The following is a 19398-nucleotide window of genomic DNA, read 5'->3' as shown; positions in this document are numbered from 1 at the left end:
CCGCATATCGCCCAGTAAATATCTCGTCGCGACGGTGGAGCACATATCGACTTTACGAGTAGACCGACTGGCCCACATGGCAGGCATTCCACGCGAACCACTCACTTCTTCACCGGCCTCCGGTAGCTGTCTATCGGCATGTAGCCAACCAGTGGAAAGTGAGAAACGTTGACGGACGTAAAGTGTTTTCCGGCGTGCTGGTTTCCGCCGAGCACGAACAACCGGTCATGGTCCCGATATAGAAACAGAGCGACGTGTCCATGTCCCTGTTTGGCCGCATCGGGATCTTTGTCCTGAAACACGACGAAGTCACCAGGCTGGGGATCGGTTACCTTGATTCCGTATTTTCTGAACGATCCCGACGACGCACTGTTGGTCCCTTTATATCCCAGTCTGTCGAGGCACCAGTTCTGAAATGCTGCGCACCATGGAACGAGGTCGTTATGTGCGGTGCTGGCGGTCGAGCTAAAAAACTGCACGATGACCGGATTCCATCGATCCTTCCACTGCGAGCTGTAGAGCTCGCCATCCTTATTCCGCACGGTAAGATTCATGAAATAGTATTCGATGTCCTGAAGCGATCCCGTTCTCGGTGCTGCCTCGAGAATCTGCTGGGCAAGTTTCCGTTCTTCATCGAGCGCGGGATTCGTACCGAAGGGAATGTCATGAGGTAACGAGTCGCCCGTATCGTAGTAGTCAATATCCCCCTGTAAAACAGGATCGGGCTGAACTGCCGCAATGGCGCGTGGTGCCGTCATCGCGAGTGAGACGGAGATCGCTGCGGAGTGTCCGAAAAAATCACGCCGGTTCATGATTCCCCCTTTATTCAGCCGGTTTTTGGATGGTGATCAGCGTCCCGAAAAACGCTCGAGGATTTCCTTTGACTGCGGGCAAATCGACTTTATATGTCTGGGTGATTGATTTGGCGTCCTCGCCCAGGATTGGAGCATTCGCCACGATTCCATTCGCTGCGCTGGTGACGATCTGGAAGCTCGTGATCTTGTATCCGGGTTCGGCGGCAAAAGCTTTGACAGGCAATGTCGTGTTACCAACATGACCAAGCGAAATGGAATAACCAATCTCCACCTGGCTCAGATGGCGAGGCGTCATAGCGGACTTCATCCAGTTGACACTCGGCACGGGAGCCGCAAGTGCCTTCGCACCTGGAATCACCGAATTCCAGTCGAAATTTTCGTTCCAGACAGGCGCGGCGATTTTCGAGTGGGATTCAGGTTCATTCCAGTATTTGGTTTGTTTGTAACTGTCAGAATTCATCCAACCGGCGTATCCATCGATCAGTTTTCGATCTTCAACGCCCGTGGATTTTTGTTCCTCCGGCCATCGCATTTTCGAAGAATCGAACCATGTCTTGTAGAGCACGCCCGCGCCGTTCTTTGCATTAGCGCCACTCGACTTGCCCTCCGCATCGAAGCGAACATCTTGCGAGACAAGCGCTTTCGCGGTCGCATCGGTGATATCGCTGAAATCCAGCGTCTGCATCGTGGTTGACCCGGCCTCGATAGATCCGTTTGTCATGGAAAGCAGGGTCAGCCTCAAATTGGTCTCGGACGGAGAGAAGCGACGTTTCTCGTTCTCCGCAATGATGCTATTTATTTTCGCCGCGACGGATTTGAACATGATGACCCGGGCGTGGCCCATTTCCTCGCCCGCGAGCCCGTTCTTTTCCTTGAATTCCGAATTGGGAATACCCGAGTGCACAAAGCCTATGATTTGCCGGGTCGCCTTGAGATAGACGGGCCCCCCGCTAAACCCCGGCCATATATCGACGTCGGTGTCGACAACCTTGTTCAACTGTGGCGCCGTTGCAATCGTTCCGTGATAGTAAGCGACCTGAGAGTCGCGCCTGCTACCGGCAACAATAATGTCCGCCTGGGTCTCGACAGGAGATTTTGAATCGAGACCTATCTTCTTCAGGCCCGTCGGATTTTCGGCCTGCAAATACCCGATGTCGACGGTTGCACCACGGTCGACATTCGATGTTCGAACGAGCTTGAATGCGGAGTCGCTAAAGCCGCCAGGGTAGCCATAGCAAAGCAGGGGTTCGGTTGCGGCGATATCGGGAATGACATGCGCGGCCGTCAGCACGAGTCCCGAATCGCTCACGACGATTCCCGTTCCCATACTCACTTTTTCACCTTGATCCCATGAACACGTTATGCGGAGAATCGAAGCTTTGTCGCGCACGGCAATGTCTGTCTGCGCGAATGCAGACGGAGTCGGTATCCCGGTGCCGAGAAAAATGACAAGCGAGATCGATATAGATCCACGAGCTGGCATTTTTTCCCTCGTTTTCGAATAATGCTCTATGCAGGCCTACTAATCCCGAATGTCTGTCGCCAGAAAGCTCTTTCTCGAACACGCGCCGCCGGGTTGATCCGCAGCCGAGCGACTCCATTCGACTTTTTCGACGGTTTTTCGCATCGTGACACCAGCGAGGGCCGCGATCGAATCGGCAAGCGCTTCGTTGTTCAATGCGGCGATATTGGCGCCTCTGATGGCAGATGCAGTCAGAGAGGTGGCAAACGCGTCCGCCGTTGCAGCGTGGGTATCGATTCGACCTATTGTCCATGCGACCGACCCCGGCTTGGCGAGATCAGCCGCCGTTACGGCAGCAAGGCACTGAGATGCGGGATAGAGGTGGTTAGTACAGGCCGTGGATGTCGCGACTGCCGGAACAAGCGGCGCAGACGCGTCAAATAACGCTTCGACAAAAACTCTCACTATCTGTGGCGCGAAGCTCGCCACCTTCGGATACTCGAAATTCGGTCGCAATTCACCTTTCTCACCGACGGAAACGCTGACACCCGAAAACTGGATGGATTGCCCCGATCTGGAAACAAAGCTCGTTGCGCCCAGCGATCCCGTCAGCAGACAGACGGATTTTGAATCTCCCGTTTTCTGCTGGCAAAGGCTCTGCAGTTTCGAGTCAATCGTGCTGATCAGCGCATTTTTCTCTGCCGTGTTCTGGTCAAGCACGCTCTGAATATCTTTGGGCAGATCTTTTACAAGCTGCGTGGCCATAGCCTGCGTATCCACCGATGCGGAGACCACATGCCCGTTCCGAAAATATGCCGACTCGTAAACAACCAGAAATGTGGCCGCGTCCAAAGCGGATCGCGCCGCCTTGACCTGGGCACCGAAGGCGGATAGCTCCGCATCGCTCTGCACGTTGTTCTGCACGTTGATTTGGTGAGTAAAAACTCGGGCCATCTTGCCCACGCGATCCTGCGCCATCGCGCAAAACGCCGCGGTTGAATGTAATCGCAGCGCTTCGTGCACTACATTCCTGTCAGCTCGCGAAAATTTGCCCAGTTCAATCTGTTGTTGTCCATTCGACATCGCGGCCGGCTCCAGACCCAATTGCCGCTGCCCGATACTCGCAACAAAGGCACTTGCCTCATCGGCCCGCACCTGCGCGGTTTCTGGCGAGACGAGTTCCGTATTCGCACAGATATCGGCAGTCGGCTCAGATGCGCTTTCCAGTGCCTCGAAAGTTGAAACAGGGATATTCAAACCGAATTCCGCGAGCGCCTTCTTCGCGTCGTCCTCACTCTGTATAGACGTCTGTCTAGACCTCTGTTCAGACATCAGCTTGCGGCCAAGCTGAATATCCGCGGCAGATGCGGATTGGATACCTTCGCCGTATCCGGCGCCAAGTGACATAGAACCGCCATGGCTGCTGATATACGCGAGCGCGTCCGACTTCGATTGGGCGTCCATAGGTCGGACAGAATCGTCGTCGAACAACAGCAGGCTCAGGTCCGTTTCGCTGTGCGCCTGAGAACGGACATCGACCGCGTTCAACTGCGGCTGCGAACAACCGGTATCCGTGTAGCCGATGAACGTCGATGATGCACAACCGGCCAGCAGCCCACACGACACGACGATGCAAAATGCACGCTTATTCATATAGGTCCCCTCAGCGTCTGGCGCTATTCTTTATTAGTACCTCTTCTTCTTTATTCTCCGGAAAAACGAAAAATCAGTATTCCATGACAATGGAAAATATTTCTGTCATGACATCCAAAAACGAATATTTTCAGACCATTCACCTAAAACATTTATCCACTCAATGACCATCCCCGCCCGGCATTTCCACTTAATGCATAACGAATAAAACAGCAGATCCTTAAAACCGATGATTGGCCGATATTTCGCATCTCGCGATGTTTACCCCATAGAAACTCACGAGAAAAATGGACTCAACATCATGCCGAGCAGAGCACTCTGAAACTGAAAACTGGAATGACTGGAATTCTCCGCGCCCCCTGCCCGTGGCAGCCTCCCCGTCCGGAGCGTGAGCATGCCTGTACATTAGCATGCATTTTCCGGCAAACAAGAAGTTTTAACATTTCACCACTGCTCACTATCGACCAGGGCTTTTACCTGGGAATAGAGGAACAACTAGTCAAGCGCATCCGGATATGAGAGAGTTTCCCATGGAAGTTATATTAATCTGCCACCCATACTTTCAGATCCGTAAACGCTCCGATAGACAGATAGCGCAATAAACCAGCTTGCTGTAATCTCGCAATCAATATGTTATCGCTCAGCGGAATATTTTCACTTCGATTGAAGAACACTACGGCTCAGCTTATTCACCCGCGCATAGCATGAGAACCGTCCGATCGCTCTAATGTGAATATTTTTTATGATTGTTATCGACCGGTTTTTACCGATACATAACATCGTTTGATGTCTTACGCTCCATGCCGCATCCCCGAATGCATGGTCGCAGCTCCCTGTTGAACATTCTTTTCAACCCGCGGTTCTCTTACTCGAGGAGATGCCCAATGTCGCAGTTCCAGGCGTACAAGAAGCCGGTGTACAACCGTGGAGTCGCACCAACAGATTTTTTGAATGCACTGGTCAGTTGGGGAAAAACTGCCGCGGACGAAATATTCCAGCCGCGCCCAACCAACGAAATTTACTCCTGGGTTGCCGACCAGCTCGGCCCCTATCCGGCGGACAACCTCATCTATCGCAAAGCGGTCATGCTGGAAGTGCTGCGTGTATTAGCGGGCTTCGAAAGCTCCTGGAACTGGAACGAGGGCGTGGATATCACCAATCCCGCCTCTGACAAGCCGTGCACGATGGAAGCGGGAGCCTTCCAGGTCTCCGGCGACTCGATGAATTTCGATGCGTCGCTCCGAAACTTGACCATCGAAGTCGCAGGAGCCGACGACTGCACGAGGTTTCGAGAGGTCACCAAAAGCAATCATCCGTTCGCCATCGAATACTGCGCCCGACTGCTGCGATTTACGACGCAGCATCATGGGCCGATCAAGAGCGGAGAACTGAACAAATGGATTACCCGCGCGGCGGCAAACGAATTCTCGGCTGCCTTGCAAGAGTGAGGGCTCACCGTCATGACGGCGATATCGCCCCCACTGAAATTGGGGACCCAATATAAAAGCTCGTGCTTTACCGGCGCAGCCAAATCCGCCCTCTTTGTTCTGACAGATCCGCATTAGTCCCACCTCGACAACGCGCTCGCCGCGCATGACGATAGAAACCGTCAGCACCCAATCGTTGCGAGGGCGGCTGACCCGAGTAACAACGGCGTTTAAAGGCCCGTCCCATTCCGGACGGGCTTTTTTTTGGATCGCAGGACGCCGTACGTCGCCCTCACCAGCCCAGCAAACAGTCCGCACGAAAGGTGAGGAATACGGGAGCCATCGACCGCGACTTGCCGCGCCCGGCGCACCCGCTCACACTGAGACCCGCCCATCCCCCACGCCCGCCTACCGGAGGCCGCCATGCGCCTGGTCACCCCACCTCACGCCGATCCGCTCGCCGCGCACTTCACCGCGATGGCACGCAATAACGCGTGGTCGAACCTGCGGCTGTACCGCGCCTGCCTGACCCTCACCGACGACGCCTTCGCCGCGCGCCGGGTGAGTTTTTTCCCATCGCTGCAGCTCACGTTGAACCACCTCCTGCTGATCGACCGTTACTACTTCGACGCGCTGATCGACGGCGGCGCCGGCCTCACCATTTTCGATAACGAATTGCCCTATCCGCGCGCAGCCGACCTGTGGGATGCGCAGGCGCGGAGCGACCGTCAGCTGCTCGCCTTCTGCGCGGCGCTCGACGGCGACGATCTGCGGCGCGGCGTGCGGATCGATCGCGGGCCGGCTGTGGGCATCCACCATGAAAGCGTCGGCGCGGTGCTCGCGCATCTGTTCGTCCACCAGATCCATCATCGCGGGCAGGCCCACGCCATGCTCAGCGACACCACGGCCGCGCCGCCGCAACTGGACGAATTTTTCCTCGACGGCGACGCTCCGTTGCGCGCCGCCGAGCTGCATGAACTGGAGCGCCTACAGACGCACACAGGCGCCGCCGAGCCACCGCGGCCCTAACCCGGCCGTGCGTCAGCAGCATGACAACGGGAAGCGGGCGACGCGGCGCGAAGGGGCACGAAAAATGCATCCGTAGCGGCGGGCAGTCGCGTTAAACTGAGCATCCCGCCCGGCGAAGCGCGTCACTCGAGCTTCACCCGACGGCACGCGGGGCAACGTACAGGCAAGGCCACAGGTAGAAATGGCATACGCCAGACGGCATGCCGTCCTACCCGTACAATGGTTCGATCAACAACGTAACAAGGACTACTTCGATGCGCATTACCGGGTCTTCCGGGTCAATGGCCCTGCTCACCGAATACGACGACGCAACGGCGCGCGAACTCCGCTCGCTGCGCCTCGAATCGACCGAAGACGGCAAAGGCATCCTGCTGATCGAAGTCGATGAGCGCAAGCCGGGCATTCATCGCGAAGTGCGCTACGAAATCACGCCTGCCGAACTGATTGCCGCGATCCGCGCGCACGGCGCCGAATTGCCGGGCGAGCAGCACAATCATCGTCAGTAATTGTCAGTAGCGGCCGCCACGCGGCGCAACGCGAAAGCGTGCGCGCCGCGCGTCGTGCCGGTTTCTCTCCCTCCTCCGTCCCGCGTCGCCGCGGATGCGCGGCAAGGTTCGCATTGGCCTCGTCGGCGCACGCCGTTGCGCTTTTCGTTCTTTCTTCGCTTTACCTGCGGCGCCGATCCGCGTTTTCCTACGAGTTTTAGCACACGCCGCACCACGCCCAGCCGCGATCGAGTTCGCGCCCAGCGCGGCGCGCCGCCGCGCGCGGTTGGTGCATCGGCCTTCTCAGCCCACACTCAAGCCACATCGCGAACCCAAGCCACCTCCAGCCCGATCCCGCCCGAACGACCCGCCGATAACACCCCAACCCCCGCCACATAGCGGGCCGATTTTCGAGCCGTTTTGCACGTCTTGAAAATACTGTCCATAATCCTTGCATTCCCCTTTGCACTCCTTACCGCGCTGCGCCCGCAAGGGCCGCGGATGTAAACCGATGCTACATGACCTCGTCGAGCAATATGGGCCAGCGCTCGTCTTCGTGAACGTGCTGGCCGCTTCGCTCGGCTTGCCGGTGCCGGCCATGCCGTCGCTCGTACTGTTCGGCGCCATGGCCGCGATGCACCCCGGTTCGGTCGGCACGCAACTGCTGCCGGTCCTCGTGCTGTCGATCTTCGCGACGCTGCTCGGCGACAGCGCGTGGTATCTCGCCGGCCGCATCTACGGCGGCAATACGCTGAAGACGATCTGCCGGCTGTCGCTGTCGCGTGACACCTGTGTAAAAAAGACCGAGCGCTTTTTCGGCCGCTGGGGCGTGCGCGTGCTGGCGGTCGCGAAGTTCGTCCCGGGCCTGTCGATCGTGTCGATCCCGATGGCCGGCGCGATGGGCACCCGCTACCGCACCTTCCTCACCTACGACGGCGTCGGCGCCGCGCTGTGGTCCGGCACCGGGCTCATCATCGGTGCGCTGTTCGCGCGGCAGATCGACATGCTGTTCGCGATCGCCGGCCGGCTCGGCCGCACCGCCGCGCTCGTCGTCGGCGCGTTGCTGGTGCTGTATGCGGCGTACCGGTGGGTCCGGCGTCGTCAGTTGATCGCGAAGCTCGCGTCGGCGCGCATCGAGGTCGACGAACTCTCGAAGCTGTACGCGACCGGCCGCGCGCCGGTCGTGTTCGACATCCGTTCGGAGGAGAAGCGCAAGCTCGATCCGTTCGTGATTCCCGGCGCGCAATTCGCCGACGAACGGCAGCTCGACGGCATCGTCGCCGCCTATCCGCACGATCAGAAACTGGTGATCTACTGTTCGTGTCCGAACGAGATTTCCGCGGCATGGATGGCCAAGCAGTTGAGCGAGGCCGGTTTCTCCGACGTGCTGCCGTTGCGCGGCGGCATGGAAGCCTGGCGCGACTCGGGCAAGCCGGTCGACACGCTGCCCGACCATCCGCCGCCCGAAGTCAGGGTCGACGACGTCGCGCCCAAGGCCGTCTAACGCGAGCTCGGCGAGAAGATCGCCGACGGCCAATGGCCAATAGCCAGTGCTCGGCAACCGGCAACCAGCGGCGGGCCGCGGCCCCGCCAGAAGCACCACCTGAAACACGCGGCGCGGGCAGTTCCGCTGCCCGGCTGCGCCTCCCGTTCAATCGTGCAATGAACATCGAAGGAGCGGTTCAATGCTTTCGACTCAGGACGTTTCGACTCAAGAGGTGGAAGGACAGCAGGGAGTCGTCGCCGACGCGCCGTTTTCGTCGCTGTCGACGCGCATGCATCAGATGTTTCCCACGCTCACCTGCGCGGAGATCGACCGGCTGCGCCGCTTCGGCGAGATCGGTCACTGGAAGTCCGGCGATCTGCTGTTCGAGACCGGCCACACCGGTCCCGGCATGTTCGTGCTGCTCGAAGGACGCGTGAAGGTCTATCAGCGCGACGGCATCGGCCGCGAAGTCGTGATCGGCGAGCATGGCGCCGGGCATTTTCTGGCCGAGGTCGGGCAACTGTCGGGACGCCCAGCGCTGGTCAACGGTCTGGCGATCGGCGCGGTCGAAGCGCTGCTGATTCCGCCCGAGCGGCTGCGCGCACTGATCGTCGCCGAAGCGGAACTCGGCGAACGCATCATGCGCGCACTGATCCTGCGGCGCGTGTCGCTGATCGAAAAGGGCGCGGGCGGCCCGATCCTGATCGGCAACAGCTTCGACGCGCGGCTCGTGATGCTGCAAGGCTTCCTGTCGCGCAACGGCCATCCGCATTCGGTGATCGACGAACGCGACGAAGACGCGCTGCGCCTGATCGAGCAATTCGGCGCGCAGCGCGAGGACATGCCGCTCGTGATCTGCCCGGACGGCTCGGTGCTGCGTCATCCGAGCATGCCCGAACTCGCGACCTGCCTCGGCCTGCTGCCCGATCTCGACGCCGCGTACGTGTACGACGTCGCGATCGTCGGCGCGGGGCCGGCGGGTCTGGCCGCCGCCGTGTACGCGGCGTCCGAGGGGCTGTCGGTGATCGTGCTCGACAGCCGCGCGCCGGGCGGCCAGGCGGGCGCGAGCTCGCGGATCGAAAACTACCTCGGCTTTCCGACCGGCATCTCCGGCCAGGCGCTCGCCGGCCGCGCGTTCGTGCAGGCGCAGAAATTCGGCGCGCACGTCGCGATTCCGGTCAACGTGAAGTCGCTGCAATGCGCGCAGTCGCCGTACCGGCTGGAGCTGAAATGCGGCGGCCATATCAGCGCGCGGGCGATCGTGATCGCGAGCGGCGCCGTGTATCGACGGCCCGCGCTCGACGGGCTCGAGCGCTTCGACGGCCGCGGCGTCTACTACTGGGCGTCGCCGGTCGAAGCGAAGCTGTGCAAGCGCCAGGAGGTCGTGCTGGTGGGCGGCGGCAATTCGGCCGGCCAGGCGATCGTTTATCTGGCGACGCACGCGGCGAGGGTTCACGTGCTGATCCGCCGTAGCGGCTTCGAAGCGACGATGTCGCGCTATCTGATCGACCGGATCCGCTCGCTGCCGAACGTGTTCGTGCATCCGCATTCGGAAATCGGCCGGCTCGACGCCGACGAAGACGGGCTGGCTTCGGTCGCGCTGAAACAGCCGCTGCCCGATGGCGTCGATCGACTCGCGACCCGGCATCTGTTCCTGTTCACCGGCGCCGATCCGAACACCGAATGGCTGCGCACCTGCGGCGTGCAACTCGACCCGAAGGGCTTCGTGCTGACCGGCATCGCCGCCGACGGCTCGGCCGCGGCCTGCGATCTCGCGACCACCGTCGAAGGCGTGTATGCGATCGGCGATGCGCGCGCCGGATCGATCAAGCGGGTGGCCGCGGCGGTCGGCGAAGGCGCGGCCGTGGTCGCGCAGATTCATCAGTTGCTGGCGGCGTCGAGCGGGGAGGCCGTGGCGCTGGGCGCGTGAGTTCGAGTAGAGCGCTTGCGCGGCGGCGCTTTCCGCGCGGCCTGTTGCCGGATCAATGCAACGCCGCCCACACGAGCGACAGCGAAAACACGCCGAGCACGATCGACGCGCCGCGCTGCACCTTCGCCGGTTCGAGCCAGCCGAGCCGGCCGCTGCCGAGCGCCGCGCCGAACGCGATCCACGCGAACGCGATCGGCGCCGCGAGGCACGCGAAGATCAGCATCGCGAACAGATAAGCGGGCCAGTGCATGAACGCGGCGGCCGGAAAAATCGTGCCGCCGAACAGCAGCCCTTTCGGATTGAGCAGCGTCGCGACGAACAGCGTGCGCGGATTGCCGGCGCGCTGCGTCGAGCCGGGCAGCACGACGGCCGCGCGCCACATGCCGACCGCCAGCCACGCGATATACAGCGCCGCCACCGCGCGCAGCAGCGACGGCAACCACGGCCACGCGTTCGCCGCATGCGCGAAAAAGCGTCCCCATACGGAGATCGCTATCAGGTAGCCGGACAGTTCGGCGGCGATCAGCGGCAACGCGCGGTGCAAACCGTCGCGCAAGCCGGCCGCCGCCAATAGCGTGTTGGTCGGACCCGGCGTCACCAGCACCACGACGATGCCCGCGGCCAGCAACGCGATCTCGGTCGCAGAGAGCATGAAAAAAGCGCACAGTGAATGACACAGTGCGCTTTGTATCACAGACGGCGCCAGCCTCGCGCCGTTGCAGACTCGCGGCAGAGGCTGCGTTAGTGGTCCAGTTTCGCGCGCAACTCGCGCGCGGCCTCCAGCAGTCCTTCGTAACCCGAACGCGCATGTTCCGGCAGATCGGGATCGCCGACCAGCGCGCCGAGCGTTTCGATCAGGCTATACACAATGCCCTTCGCCGCGCCCGACGCAATGCCGCCCGACGACACCTGCTGATCGACATGCATGAGCGCCGCGTCGAGCTGCTCGATCTCCGGACGATCGTCGGCGGGCGGCTTGGGGGAAACGTCTTGCGTCATATCGAACATCGCTCCTGTGAATGCATCGGTAAAACGACCCTGTCACGTTGTTATATACCGATCGCGCGCCGTCGTCCATTCGGGGCCGGCGCGAGGGCGATCCACATCAATCGGGCGTCCAGCGATACATCAGGATCTTCGCGCGCGCGTCGTCCTCGACCAGCACCACGTACTCGCCGTTGTCGCGCTGCACCGCGCTGATGCCGAGATACACGTCGACCCAGCCGCTCGTCTTGCCGACGCTCGCGCCCGGCGTCATGTAGCCGACCGCGCTGCCGTTGCGCGCGTCGTACACGTCGATCCGGTCGGTGTACAGCTCGGCGACGAAGAGGTAGTTGCCCGCCACCGCGACGCCGACCGTGGTCGTCTGCGGATCGCTTTGCGTGTTCCATGGCAGCGCGATCGTGTAGATCTGGTTCGGCGTGCCCGAGCTCCAGTTGTCGTAGCGCGCCAGCACCGGGCCCGCCTCCTTCCAGTGCGTCGCGTCCCACGGAATCGCGCTGGTGAAGCCGGACAGGTACATCGTGTCGGTCGCCTCGCTATAGACGAGCCGCGCGAGCCGCGTGAACGGTGCGGGCATCGCGAACATCTTCGAACTCGCGTACGTGTAGACCGGATTGCCGGCCGCGTCGAGCCCCTGCCGCGGCATCTCGCGGATGCCGCTCAACGGCGTGGCGAGCCACACGTTGCCCGCTTCGTCGACCCACCAGAAGCCGTTGCCGACCGTGCTGCCGGTCGACGGATTGCTGCTGATCTCGCTCGCGTCGACCGTGCCGTTGCCATTGCTGTCGCGCCACAACCATTCGCCGTAGCTGGGCTGCGCGGCAGGCCACGTGCCCGGCAGCGGATTCTGCGCGAGCAGCCCGGACGGAATCGCGATCTCGCCGTGCGCGCTGTCGAAGCGATAGACGTTCAGGTAGTGCGCGCCGGGATCGAGCGTGTACAGAAAGCGCTGGCCGTCGAAGCGGCGCACCATCGGCTCGCCGCGCACGCCGCGCGGCTGGTGAAAGGCGGGGTCGTCGGGATAGTCGAAGCGATCGAGCGTGAATGCCGCGTAGGTCCACTCGTGGCCGACCGGCTGGTTGTAGTCGAGCGTGAAGCGCTTCGAGCCCGTGTAGACGGACACGGGCGAGGCCGGATCGAACGCCGCGCTATCGACGAACGTGAGGCCGTAGAGCCGCCAGTTGAACACGCGCGTGCCGTACACGTAGCTCTCGAGCACCGCGCCCTGCCCGACCGACGCCGATCCCAGCGCGCGCGGTCCCTCGCCGTTCTGCGCGACGTACAGATTGCCGGCCGCGTCGACGCCGATTCCGGTGATGCCGTTAAAGCGCACGTCGTCGGGCACGCCACGCACCGTGTGGAAAATGCCGTTGCGCGTGCCGATCGATGTCCCGGCCTGCCACTGGCCGCCCGTGCCCCGGTTGAACACCAGAATCTGCTGCGACGCGCCGTTGTCGGCGACCAGCAACTGGCCCGACGGCGTCACGGCGATGTCACCTGGCATGGTGTCGGCAGGCAGCGCGGGCGAACCGGCGAGCGCGGTTCCGTCGGCGGCGTAGTGCAGGATGCTCGGGCTGGCCGTGCCGAAGCCGCCGATAATCCACAACGTCGAGTCGGTATCGATCGCGATGCGGCTCGGCGCGTTCATGGTCCACGAACGCAGCGGCTGCATCGACTGTGCGTCATACACGACGATGCGGTTGCCGTAAGTGTCGGCCACGTAGAGTTCGGTGTCGGTCGCGGCGAGGCCGCGAATGCTCGCGTCGGTGCCGGTCGTCACGGTCTCTACCGCGACGAAGCTGTTCTTCGTCGCATTCGCGCTGTTGCCGATGCCGCCGGAAAACGGCGCGCCGGTCGCGAGATTCGCCAGCGTGCGGCGCGTGATGCCGTACCAGGTCTGGTTGGCCGGCGGATAGTCGGTGCCGACCAGCGCGTTGCTCTGGTTGCCGATCGACATCGCCGCATACAGGTAGGTGTGATTGACCGCGACCGCGTCGCCGCCGGTCGCGCCCCAGCCGTGCGTCGAGCCGGCCACTGCGAGTTTGTCGCCCGCGCGATAGGCGGCAATTTCGCTGCCGCTTTCGTCCCATGGCGCATTCGTATAAACGGTGCCGTCGGCGCCGACGCTAATGGCCTGGATATCCTGCTGCATCCATTTGCCGTCGCCAAATCCGAAACTATTGCCGATCCACGACGTCGTGTAATTCAGTTGGGATTGCGCAATGGCATTCGGCGAGATCAGGCTGTGGGTGAGAACCACGGCCACGCCAAGGCGAGATAAAAGCTTCACGTCGGTCATTCCTTGCAAGGCGCGAGGCATGTCCAGTCGTACTGACCGGCATGCTTTCGCATGTGCGCGAATCGGCGGCATGAATGCCGCGGGCTCACGCACATCAAATTTGGCGCTTTATCCTTGCATATAAAAATTCCAGATTAATTCTAGAAAAATTCGTATTTCTTTCTCCCTATTTAATTAATTCTAATAGCATAGGTTTTCGCTTCCAACGAAAACGTTTCGAACGCGGATCCCGTAAAAAAATGGCTCCCGGAAAGACTCACCTATTGGGAATTCAGTCGCTTTTTCGGCTCCCGTAAATACTCACCACTGGGAGATGGAAAGGAAGCGGAGGCGGTGTTTAGAGTTTCAGCGGGCGTGTGGTCGGAGGTTACGCGAAAGAGCGCGCACGCTGTTGTGCGTGAGTGCACGAGCGTACTGCCGCCCGTGCTAAATCACCGCATCACCGCAACGCCATCGCCAACACCCGCGCGACGTGAATCGCCTCCACGCGCGCGCCGTCGCGAATCTGATGCCGGCAACTGGTGCCGTCGGCGACCATCAGCGTCGCGGGGTCGAGCTTGCGCACCGCGGGCAGCAGCGACAGCTCCGCCATCGCCTGCGAGGTCGCGTAGTGCTCGGCCTCGTAGCCGAAGCTACCCGCCATCCCACAGCACGACGACTCGACCGTCGAGACCTTCAATTGCGGAATCCACTTCAGCACGGTCTGCACCGGCGTGAACGCATCGAACGCTTTCTGATGGCAATGGCCGTGCACGAGCGCCTGCTGCACCGGCAGCGGCTTGAGCGCCAGCTGCAGACGGCCGGCCTGTTCCTCGCGCAGCAGGAATTCCTCGAACAGAAACGCGTGCTGCGCGAGTCGCTGCGCTTCGTCGCCGAAGCCGTATTGCAGGAATTCGTCGCGTAACGACAGCAGGCACGACGGTTCGAGCCCTACGACCGGTACCCCACGTTCGACAAACGGCCTGAACAGATCGAGCATGCGCCGCGCTTCCTGCTTCGCTTCATCGACGAGACCGGCCGCGAGAAACGTGCGCCCGCAGCACACCGGACGCTCGTTGCCGCGCACGTTGAAATGCACCGTATAGCCTGCCGCTTCAAGCACCTGCTGCGCGGCGCGCGCGTTGTCCGGTTCGAAGTGGTTGTTGAAGGTATCGACGAACAGCAGGACTTCCTTGAGCGCGGCGGCTTGCGCGGGCTGTTGCTGCGCATCGGCGCTTGCGCTGAGGCTCGCATTGACGCCTGAATTGACGCTCCCCCTCGCGGCAACCGCATCGGCCAGAAACGACCGCCTGAAGCGCGGCAAACTCCGCTGCGCCGCGAAGCCGACCGATCGCTTGAACCACGCCGACAGCACCGGCACGTTATCCGCCAGCGCGAACAGCCCCGGCATGCGGCTCGCCGCGCCCGCATAGCGCGGCATGAACGCGATCAGCCGATCGCGCAAGCGCACGCCGTGCGTCTTGACGCGCGCCGCCCGCGCCTCGATCTTGAACTTCGCCATGTCGACGCCGGTCGGGCAATCGCGCTTGCAGCCCTTGCACGACACGCACAGATCGAGCGTGTCCTTCACGTCGTCGCTCGCGAGCCCGCTTGCGCCGAGTTGTCCTGAGATCGCGAGCCGCAACGTATTCGCGCGGCCGCGCGTCAGATGCTGCTCGTCCTTCGTCACGCGATAACTCGGGCACATCGTGCCCGCGTCGAACTTGCGACAGTGGCCGTTGTTGTTGCACATCTCGACCGCTTTCGCGAGGCCGCCGGTCAGATCGCCGCCGCTGCCCGGCGCGCTTTCGACGCCGCTCAACGGATCGCGCTCGACGTTCCACGCCGACCAGTCGAGCGCCGTGTCGATACGCATCTCGCGATAGCCCGGCGCAAAGCGGAAATTGCGCGCGTCGTCCATCTTCGGTGGCCGCACAATCTTGTCCGGATTGAAGCGGTTGTCCGGATCGAACAGCGCCTTGATTTCGCCGAACGCTTCGTTCAGGCGCGGCCCGTATTGCCACGCAACCCATTCGCCGCGACACAGACCGTCGCCATGCTCGCCCGAATACGCGCCCTTGTATTCGCGCACGAGCACGGCCGCTTCCTCGGCGATCGCGCGCATTTTCGCGGCGCCGTCGCGACGCATGTCGAGAATCGGCCGCACGTGCAGCGTGCCGACGCTCGCGTGCGCATACCACGTGCCCTCGGTGCCGTGACGATGAAACACCTCGGTCAGGCGGCTCGTGTAGTCGGCCAGATGTTCGAGCGGCACCGCGCAATCCTCGATGAACGACACCGGCTTGCCGTCGCCCTTCATGCTCATCATGATGTTGAGCCCGGCCTTGCGCACTTCCCACAGCGCCTTCTGCGCGTTCGCGTCGGGCATCTCGACGACCGAGTCGGGCAGGCCGAGCTCGCTCATCAGTTCGGTCAGTTGCTGCAACGACGCGAGTTGCGCGTCGCGCTCGTCGCCCGCGAATTCGACCAGCAGAATCGCCTGCGGCTCGCCGACCAGCGCTTTCCCGATCACCGGACGAAACGCCGGATTGCTCAGCGCGAGATCGATCATCGTGCGATCGACGAGTTCGACCGCGACCGGCTTCAGCCTGACGATGTGCTGCGTGAGCGCCATCGCCTGCCGGAAGGTCGGAAAGTTGACCACGCCGAGCGTCTTGTGCGCGGGCAGCGGCGCGAGCTTCAGCGTGATCTGCCGGCTGAACGCGAGCGTGCCCTCGGAACCGACCAGCAGATGCGCGAGGTTCGCGCTGCCGTCATCGGTGTAGGCGCGCGGGTTCTGGCAGTCGAACAGATCAAGGTTATAGCCGGCGACGCGGCGCAGCACCTTCGGTACGCGCTCGACGATTTCGTCGCGCTCGCGCTGCGCGATCCGCGTGACGCCCGCGACGATCTCCCGCAAACGCTCGCCTTGCGGCGCCTCGCGCAGCGACGCGAAGCGCGCCTCGCTGCCGTCGGCGAGAATCGCGTCGATCGCCTCGACGTTGTGCACCATGTTGCCGTATTCGATCGAGCGCGAGCCGCATGAGTTGTTGCCGGCCATCCCGCCGATCGTGCATTGCGCGGCCGTCGATACGTCGACCGGAAACCACAATCCGTGCGGCTTCAGCCACGCGTTCAGATGATCGAGCACGACGCCGGGCTCGACCGTGACGGTGCGCGCGTCGGCATCGAACGCGACGATGTTGTTCAGCCACTTGCTGGTGTCGATCACCAGCGCTTCGCCGACTGTCTGCCCGCACTGGCTCGTGCCCGCGCCGCGCGCGAGCAGCGGCACTTTCTCGCTGCGGGCAATCTCCAGCGCGATACGCAGATCGTCCTGATCGCGCGGCACTACCACGCCAACTGGCGTGATCTGATAGATCGACGCATCGGTCGCGTAACGGCCGCGGCTCGCGAAATCGAACAGCACGTCGCCGCGCAGCGCCTTGCGCAGTTGCTGCGCGAGCGGGCTCGTCGCGCGCGCGGCGGACGGCACCAGATGGATCGGCTTGACCAGCAAACTGGAAGTGGGATTCGTCATATCGTCGGCCTATGGCGATCTGCCGCGATAGCGCGGCGTGATTTTCTTAGTACAACGTCACACTGACCGGCGCGAGCCCTTCGATATGCCCGCTGGCCGTGCCCGCGTCGCGCGGAAAAAACATGCCGGTGTACGAACCGGCGGTGACGACCATCTCCGGCGTCACCGCGATGCCGCGCGCGCTCGCGTGATTGACGAGCCACGTCAGCAGCCTGCGCGGATCGCCGGCCGGATTCGCGGGCGGCGCTTCGACGACGCTGCGGCCGTCGAACTCGAAACGCAACGACGGCGCGACGAACGCAAAGTCCTCGCGATACGGCGTGAATTCTCCGACCACCAACGCGCCGTGATTCTGCAGGTCCGCGAGTTGCGCGAGCTTGTCGACGTCGGGCCACGCGGCGTAGCGACTCGCGACGATCTCGATGGTCGCGCCGATCGAGCCGATGCCAGCCAGTACTTCATCGTCGCGGTAGGGCGTCGCCGCCGGCTCGAAGCGTCGGCCGAAACGGAACGCGACTTCGAGTTCGAGGCCGAGCGGCGCCAAGCCTTCGCGCGACAGCTTCGCACCGCTCGCATGCAGATCGCCGGCGGGTAACGGCGCGCCCTGGATCGGTCCGCTCGCGGATTTCGCGCCGATCTTCCAGCCGCCGATGCGCGCGCCGCACGCGCTCAGGATCTCGTGCTGGATCGCATAGGCGGCATCGGCATCGGTTGGCATTAGCGCGGGCGGCAAGGTATCGAGCGTGGCGCGGCGCTGACGCGCATCGGCGAGACGCCGGCTCAGCGACGAAATATTGGAGTCAGTCATGCTCATACGCCCATGCGGGTGGACACGTGCGCCTTTTCCGACGCGCTGAGTTCGAAGCGGCTTTCCGGCTGCATGCGAAACGCGAGCACCACGCCGATGCCCATCAGCAGCATGCTGCCGAGGAACGGCAAATCCCAGTTGCCGAAGCGGTCGATCAGAAAGCCGCCCATCACCGGCGAGATGATCGCGGCGAGTGCCGAGCCGGTGTTCATCATGCCGCTCGCGGTGCCGGAGAATTCCGGCGCGATGTCCATCGGAATCGCCCACATCGGGCCGATCGTCATCTCGGCGAAGAAGAAGCCCGACGCGAGACAGGCGATCGACAGATACAGGTTGTGCGTGAACATCAGCGGAATCAGCGACAGCAGGCAGAACAGCATGCACACCGAGACCATCCAGCTACGCGCGCGTTTGAGGCTGCCGGTGCGCTTGAAAATCGCGTCGGTGACGAGGCCGCCGAGCGTATCGCCGATCACGCCGGCGAAGAACACGACCGACGCGAAGATCGCCGACTTCTGCAATTGCAGATGATGGTTGTGCAGGAAGTACAGCGGAATCCAGCTGAGAAACAGCCACAGCGTCCAGCCATAGCAGAAGTAGACGATCGTGACCGGCGTCATCCGGCGAAACAGCTTGCCCCACGGCAGACCGCTCAGTTTCGGCTTCGGCGTGGGCAACACCGCGAGTTCTTCAGGCGTGATGCGCGGATGGTCTTTCGGATGCTCGGTGAACGTGAGCGCCCATCCGATGACCCACAACAGACTCAGCGCGCCGCAGATATAGAACGATTCGCGCCAGCCCCACGTCGCCATCACGATCACGATCAGCGCGGGCGCAATCGCATTGCCGACCCGCGACGCCGCGTGCGTGATGCCCTGCGCGAAGCCGCGCCGCTCTTTCGCGACCCAGCGCGACATCGCCGAAGTCGCGGCGGGGAAGGTCGCGCCTTCGCCGAAACCGAGCACGAGACGCGCGGCGAGCAGCGACGCGAGACCGCCCGCGAGCCCCGTGAACACCGTCGCGAGACCCCAGATCGCGCCGCAGAACAGCAGCGTGCGCTTCGCGCCGAAGCGGTCGCTGACCCAGCCGCCGATCACCTGAAACAGCAGGTACGGATACGCGAAGGCCGAGAACACGAGGCCGACCTGCGTATGCGTGAGATTGAATTCCTTGCCGAAACCCGCGGCCGCGGTGCTGACGTTCACGCGGTCGAGGTAGGTGATGAAGTACATGATGCAGAGCATCACTAGAACGATACTGGTCGCACTGGTCAAACGAAACCGCTTCATCGTCTCTCTCCATGGCATGTGTCGACGGCGCGACCGAGGAGGTGCGCTGCGTCGTCGTCCGTCGACGGCGAGGGCCGTCGTGGACGCATTGCATGTTGTTCAGGCCCGCGTTCTATGCGCGGTTCGATGAGGGCAGCGCTCGCTGATGCTGCGGATTGCCGGCTGCGAGTCGGTCGGCGGCGGGGCGCTTCCT

At 62.4% G+C, this 19398-nt stretch carries 14 protein-coding genes; 5 read left to right on the top strand and 9 right to left on the bottom strand.

Features of this window, described 5'->3' with window-relative positions:
• Nucleotides 1-101: 101 nt before the first annotated feature.
• Genes HHL14_RS11655 through HHL14_RS11645 form a run of 3 tightly spaced genes read right to left on the bottom strand, consistent with a single transcriptional unit; the run spans nt 102 to nt 3930 of the window.
• Nucleotides 102-812, bottom strand: coding sequence for a TIGR02594 family protein (locus tag HHL14_RS11655; RefSeq protein ID WP_169497757.1), 711 nt, complete (start codon nt 810-812; stop codon nt 102-104).
• A 10-nt stretch (nt 813-822) separates the two neighbouring features.
• Nucleotides 823-2298 (bottom strand): S1 family peptidase, encoded by a 1476-nt coding sequence (locus tag HHL14_RS11650; protein WP_169497756.1) that lies wholly within the window; start codon nt 2296-2298, stop codon nt 823-825.
• A gap of 39 nt (nt 2299-2337) precedes the next feature.
• On the bottom strand, nt 2338-3930 hold the full coding sequence (locus HHL14_RS11645; protein WP_169497755.1) for a hypothetical protein: 1593 nt from the start codon (nt 3928-3930) through the stop codon (nt 2338-2340).
• Between the two features lie 884 nt (nt 3931-4814).
• Between HHL14_RS11645 and HHL14_RS11640 the strand changes: the two genes are divergently transcribed.
• The 5 genes from HHL14_RS11640 to HHL14_RS11620 all read left to right on the top strand — a co-directional run bounded on the left by HHL14_RS11640 (nt 4815) and on the right by HHL14_RS11620 (nt 10287).
• Nucleotides 4815-5378 carry a hypothetical protein gene (locus HHL14_RS11640; protein ID WP_169497754.1) on the top strand — a complete coding sequence of 188 codons (564 nt, stop codon included), beginning with the start codon at nt 4815-4817 and terminating at the stop codon, nt 5376-5378.
• Between the two features lie 402 nt (nt 5379-5780).
• The gene (locus HHL14_RS11635; RefSeq protein WP_169497753.1) at nt 5781-6386 is read left to right on the top strand and encodes a DinB family protein; all 606 of its coding nucleotides are present in this window, start codon (nt 5781-5783) and stop codon (nt 6384-6386) included.
• A 254-nt stretch (nt 6387-6640) separates the two neighbouring features.
• A complete protein-coding gene (locus tag HHL14_RS11630) occupies nt 6641-6892 on the top strand; it encodes a hypothetical protein (protein ID WP_008921056.1) in 252 nt (83 codons plus the stop codon).
• A gap of 490 nt (nt 6893-7382) precedes the next feature.
• Nucleotides 7383-8375, top strand: a complete 993-nt coding sequence (locus HHL14_RS11625; RefSeq protein WP_169497752.1) for a DedA family protein/thiosulfate sulfurtransferase GlpE — start codon at nt 7383-7385, stop codon at nt 8373-8375.
• A 181-nt stretch (nt 8376-8556) separates the two neighbouring features.
• Entirely contained in the window at nt 8557-10287 is a 1731-nt protein-coding gene (locus HHL14_RS11620; protein WP_169497751.1) for an FAD-dependent oxidoreductase, read from the top strand.
• A 52-nt stretch (nt 10288-10339) separates the two neighbouring features.
• Here the strand turns inward: HHL14_RS11620 and HHL14_RS11615 are convergent, their stop codons facing one another.
• The 6 genes from HHL14_RS11615 to HHL14_RS11590 form a co-directional block, all read right to left on the bottom strand.
• A complete protein-coding gene (locus HHL14_RS11615; protein WP_169497750.1) occupies nt 10340-10939 on the bottom strand; it encodes a LysE family translocator in 600 nt (199 codons plus the stop codon).
• 89 nt (nt 10940-11028) lie between these two features.
• Complete coding sequence (locus HHL14_RS11610) at nt 11029-11286, bottom strand: hypothetical protein (protein ID WP_169497749.1); 258 nt, start codon at nt 11284-11286, stop codon at nt 11029-11031.
• A 106-nt stretch (nt 11287-11392) separates the two neighbouring features.
• Nucleotides 11393-13588, bottom strand: coding sequence for an NHL repeat-containing protein (locus HHL14_RS11605; RefSeq protein WP_169497929.1), 2196 nt, complete (start codon nt 13586-13588; stop codon nt 11393-11395).
• Nucleotides 13589-14027: 439 nt separating this feature from the next.
• Entirely contained in the window at nt 14028-17108 is a 3081-nt protein-coding gene (locus tag HHL14_RS11600) for an FAD-binding and (Fe-S)-binding domain-containing protein (RefSeq protein ID WP_169497748.1), read from the bottom strand.
• Nucleotides 17109-17154: 46 nt separating this feature from the next.
• The gene (locus HHL14_RS11595; protein WP_169497747.1) at nt 17155-17916 is read right to left on the bottom strand and encodes a 2-keto-4-pentenoate hydratase; all 762 of its coding nucleotides are present in this window, start codon (nt 17914-17916) and stop codon (nt 17155-17157) included.
• A 2-nt stretch (nt 17917-17918) separates the two neighbouring features.
• The gene (locus HHL14_RS11590; RefSeq protein WP_169497746.1) at nt 17919-19205 is read right to left on the bottom strand and encodes an MFS transporter; all 1287 of its coding nucleotides are present in this window, start codon (nt 19203-19205) and stop codon (nt 17919-17921) included.
• Nucleotides 19206-19398 lie beyond the last annotated feature (193 nt).

The sequence above is a fragment of the Paraburkholderia antibiotica genome (assembly GCF_012927125.1).
Classification (GTDB): Bacteria; Pseudomonadota; Gammaproteobacteria; order Burkholderiales; family Burkholderiaceae; genus Paraburkholderia; species Paraburkholderia antibiotica.
This window is presented reverse-complemented; position numbering and strand designations above follow the sequence as displayed.

Excerpts from the sequence above, each read along its gene's own strand:
- HHL14_RS11655 (WP_169497757.1), bottom strand. The coding sequence starts at position 812 with ATGAACCGGCGTGATTTTTTCGGACACTCCGCAGCGATCTCCGTCTCA.
- HHL14_RS11650 (WP_169497756.1), bottom strand. The coding sequence starts at position 2,298 with ATGCCAGCTCGTGGATCTATATCGATCTCGCTTGTCATTTTTCTCGGC.
- HHL14_RS11645 (WP_169497755.1), bottom strand. The coding sequence starts at position 3,930 with ATGAATAAGCGTGCATTTTGCATCGTCGTGTCGTGTGGGCTGCTGGCC.
- HHL14_RS11640 (WP_169497754.1), top strand. The coding sequence starts at position 4,815 with ATGTCGCAGTTCCAGGCGTACAAGAAGCCGGTGTACAACCGTGGAGTC.
- HHL14_RS11635 (WP_169497753.1), top strand. The coding sequence starts at position 5,781 with ATGCGCCTGGTCACCCCACCTCACGCCGATCCGCTCGCCGCGCACTTC.
- HHL14_RS11630 (WP_008921056.1), top strand. The coding sequence starts at position 6,641 with ATGCGCATTACCGGGTCTTCCGGGTCAATGGCCCTGCTCACCGAATAC.
- HHL14_RS11625 (WP_169497752.1), top strand. The coding sequence starts at position 7,383 with ATGCTACATGACCTCGTCGAGCAATATGGGCCAGCGCTCGTCTTCGTG.
- HHL14_RS11620 (WP_169497751.1), top strand. The coding sequence starts at position 8,557 with ATGCTTTCGACTCAGGACGTTTCGACTCAAGAGGTGGAAGGACAGCAG.
- HHL14_RS11615 (WP_169497750.1), bottom strand. The coding sequence starts at position 10,939 with ATGCTCTCTGCGACCGAGATCGCGTTGCTGGCCGCGGGCATCGTCGTG.
- HHL14_RS11610 (WP_169497749.1), bottom strand. The coding sequence starts at position 11,286 with ATGACGCAAGACGTTTCCCCCAAGCCGCCCGCCGACGATCGTCCGGAG.
- HHL14_RS11605 (WP_169497929.1), bottom strand. The coding sequence starts at position 13,588 with ATGACCGACGTGAAGCTTTTATCTCGCCTTGGCGTGGCCGTGGTTCTC.
- HHL14_RS11600 (WP_169497748.1), bottom strand. The coding sequence starts at position 17,108 with ATGACGAATCCCACTTCCAGTTTGCTGGTCAAGCCGATCCATCTGGTG.
- HHL14_RS11595 (WP_169497747.1), bottom strand. The coding sequence starts at position 17,916 with ATGACTGACTCCAATATTTCGTCGCTGAGCCGGCGTCTCGCCGATGCG.
- HHL14_RS11590 (WP_169497746.1), bottom strand. The coding sequence starts at position 19,205 with ATGAAGCGGTTTCGTTTGACCAGTGCGACCAGTATCGTTCTAGTGATG.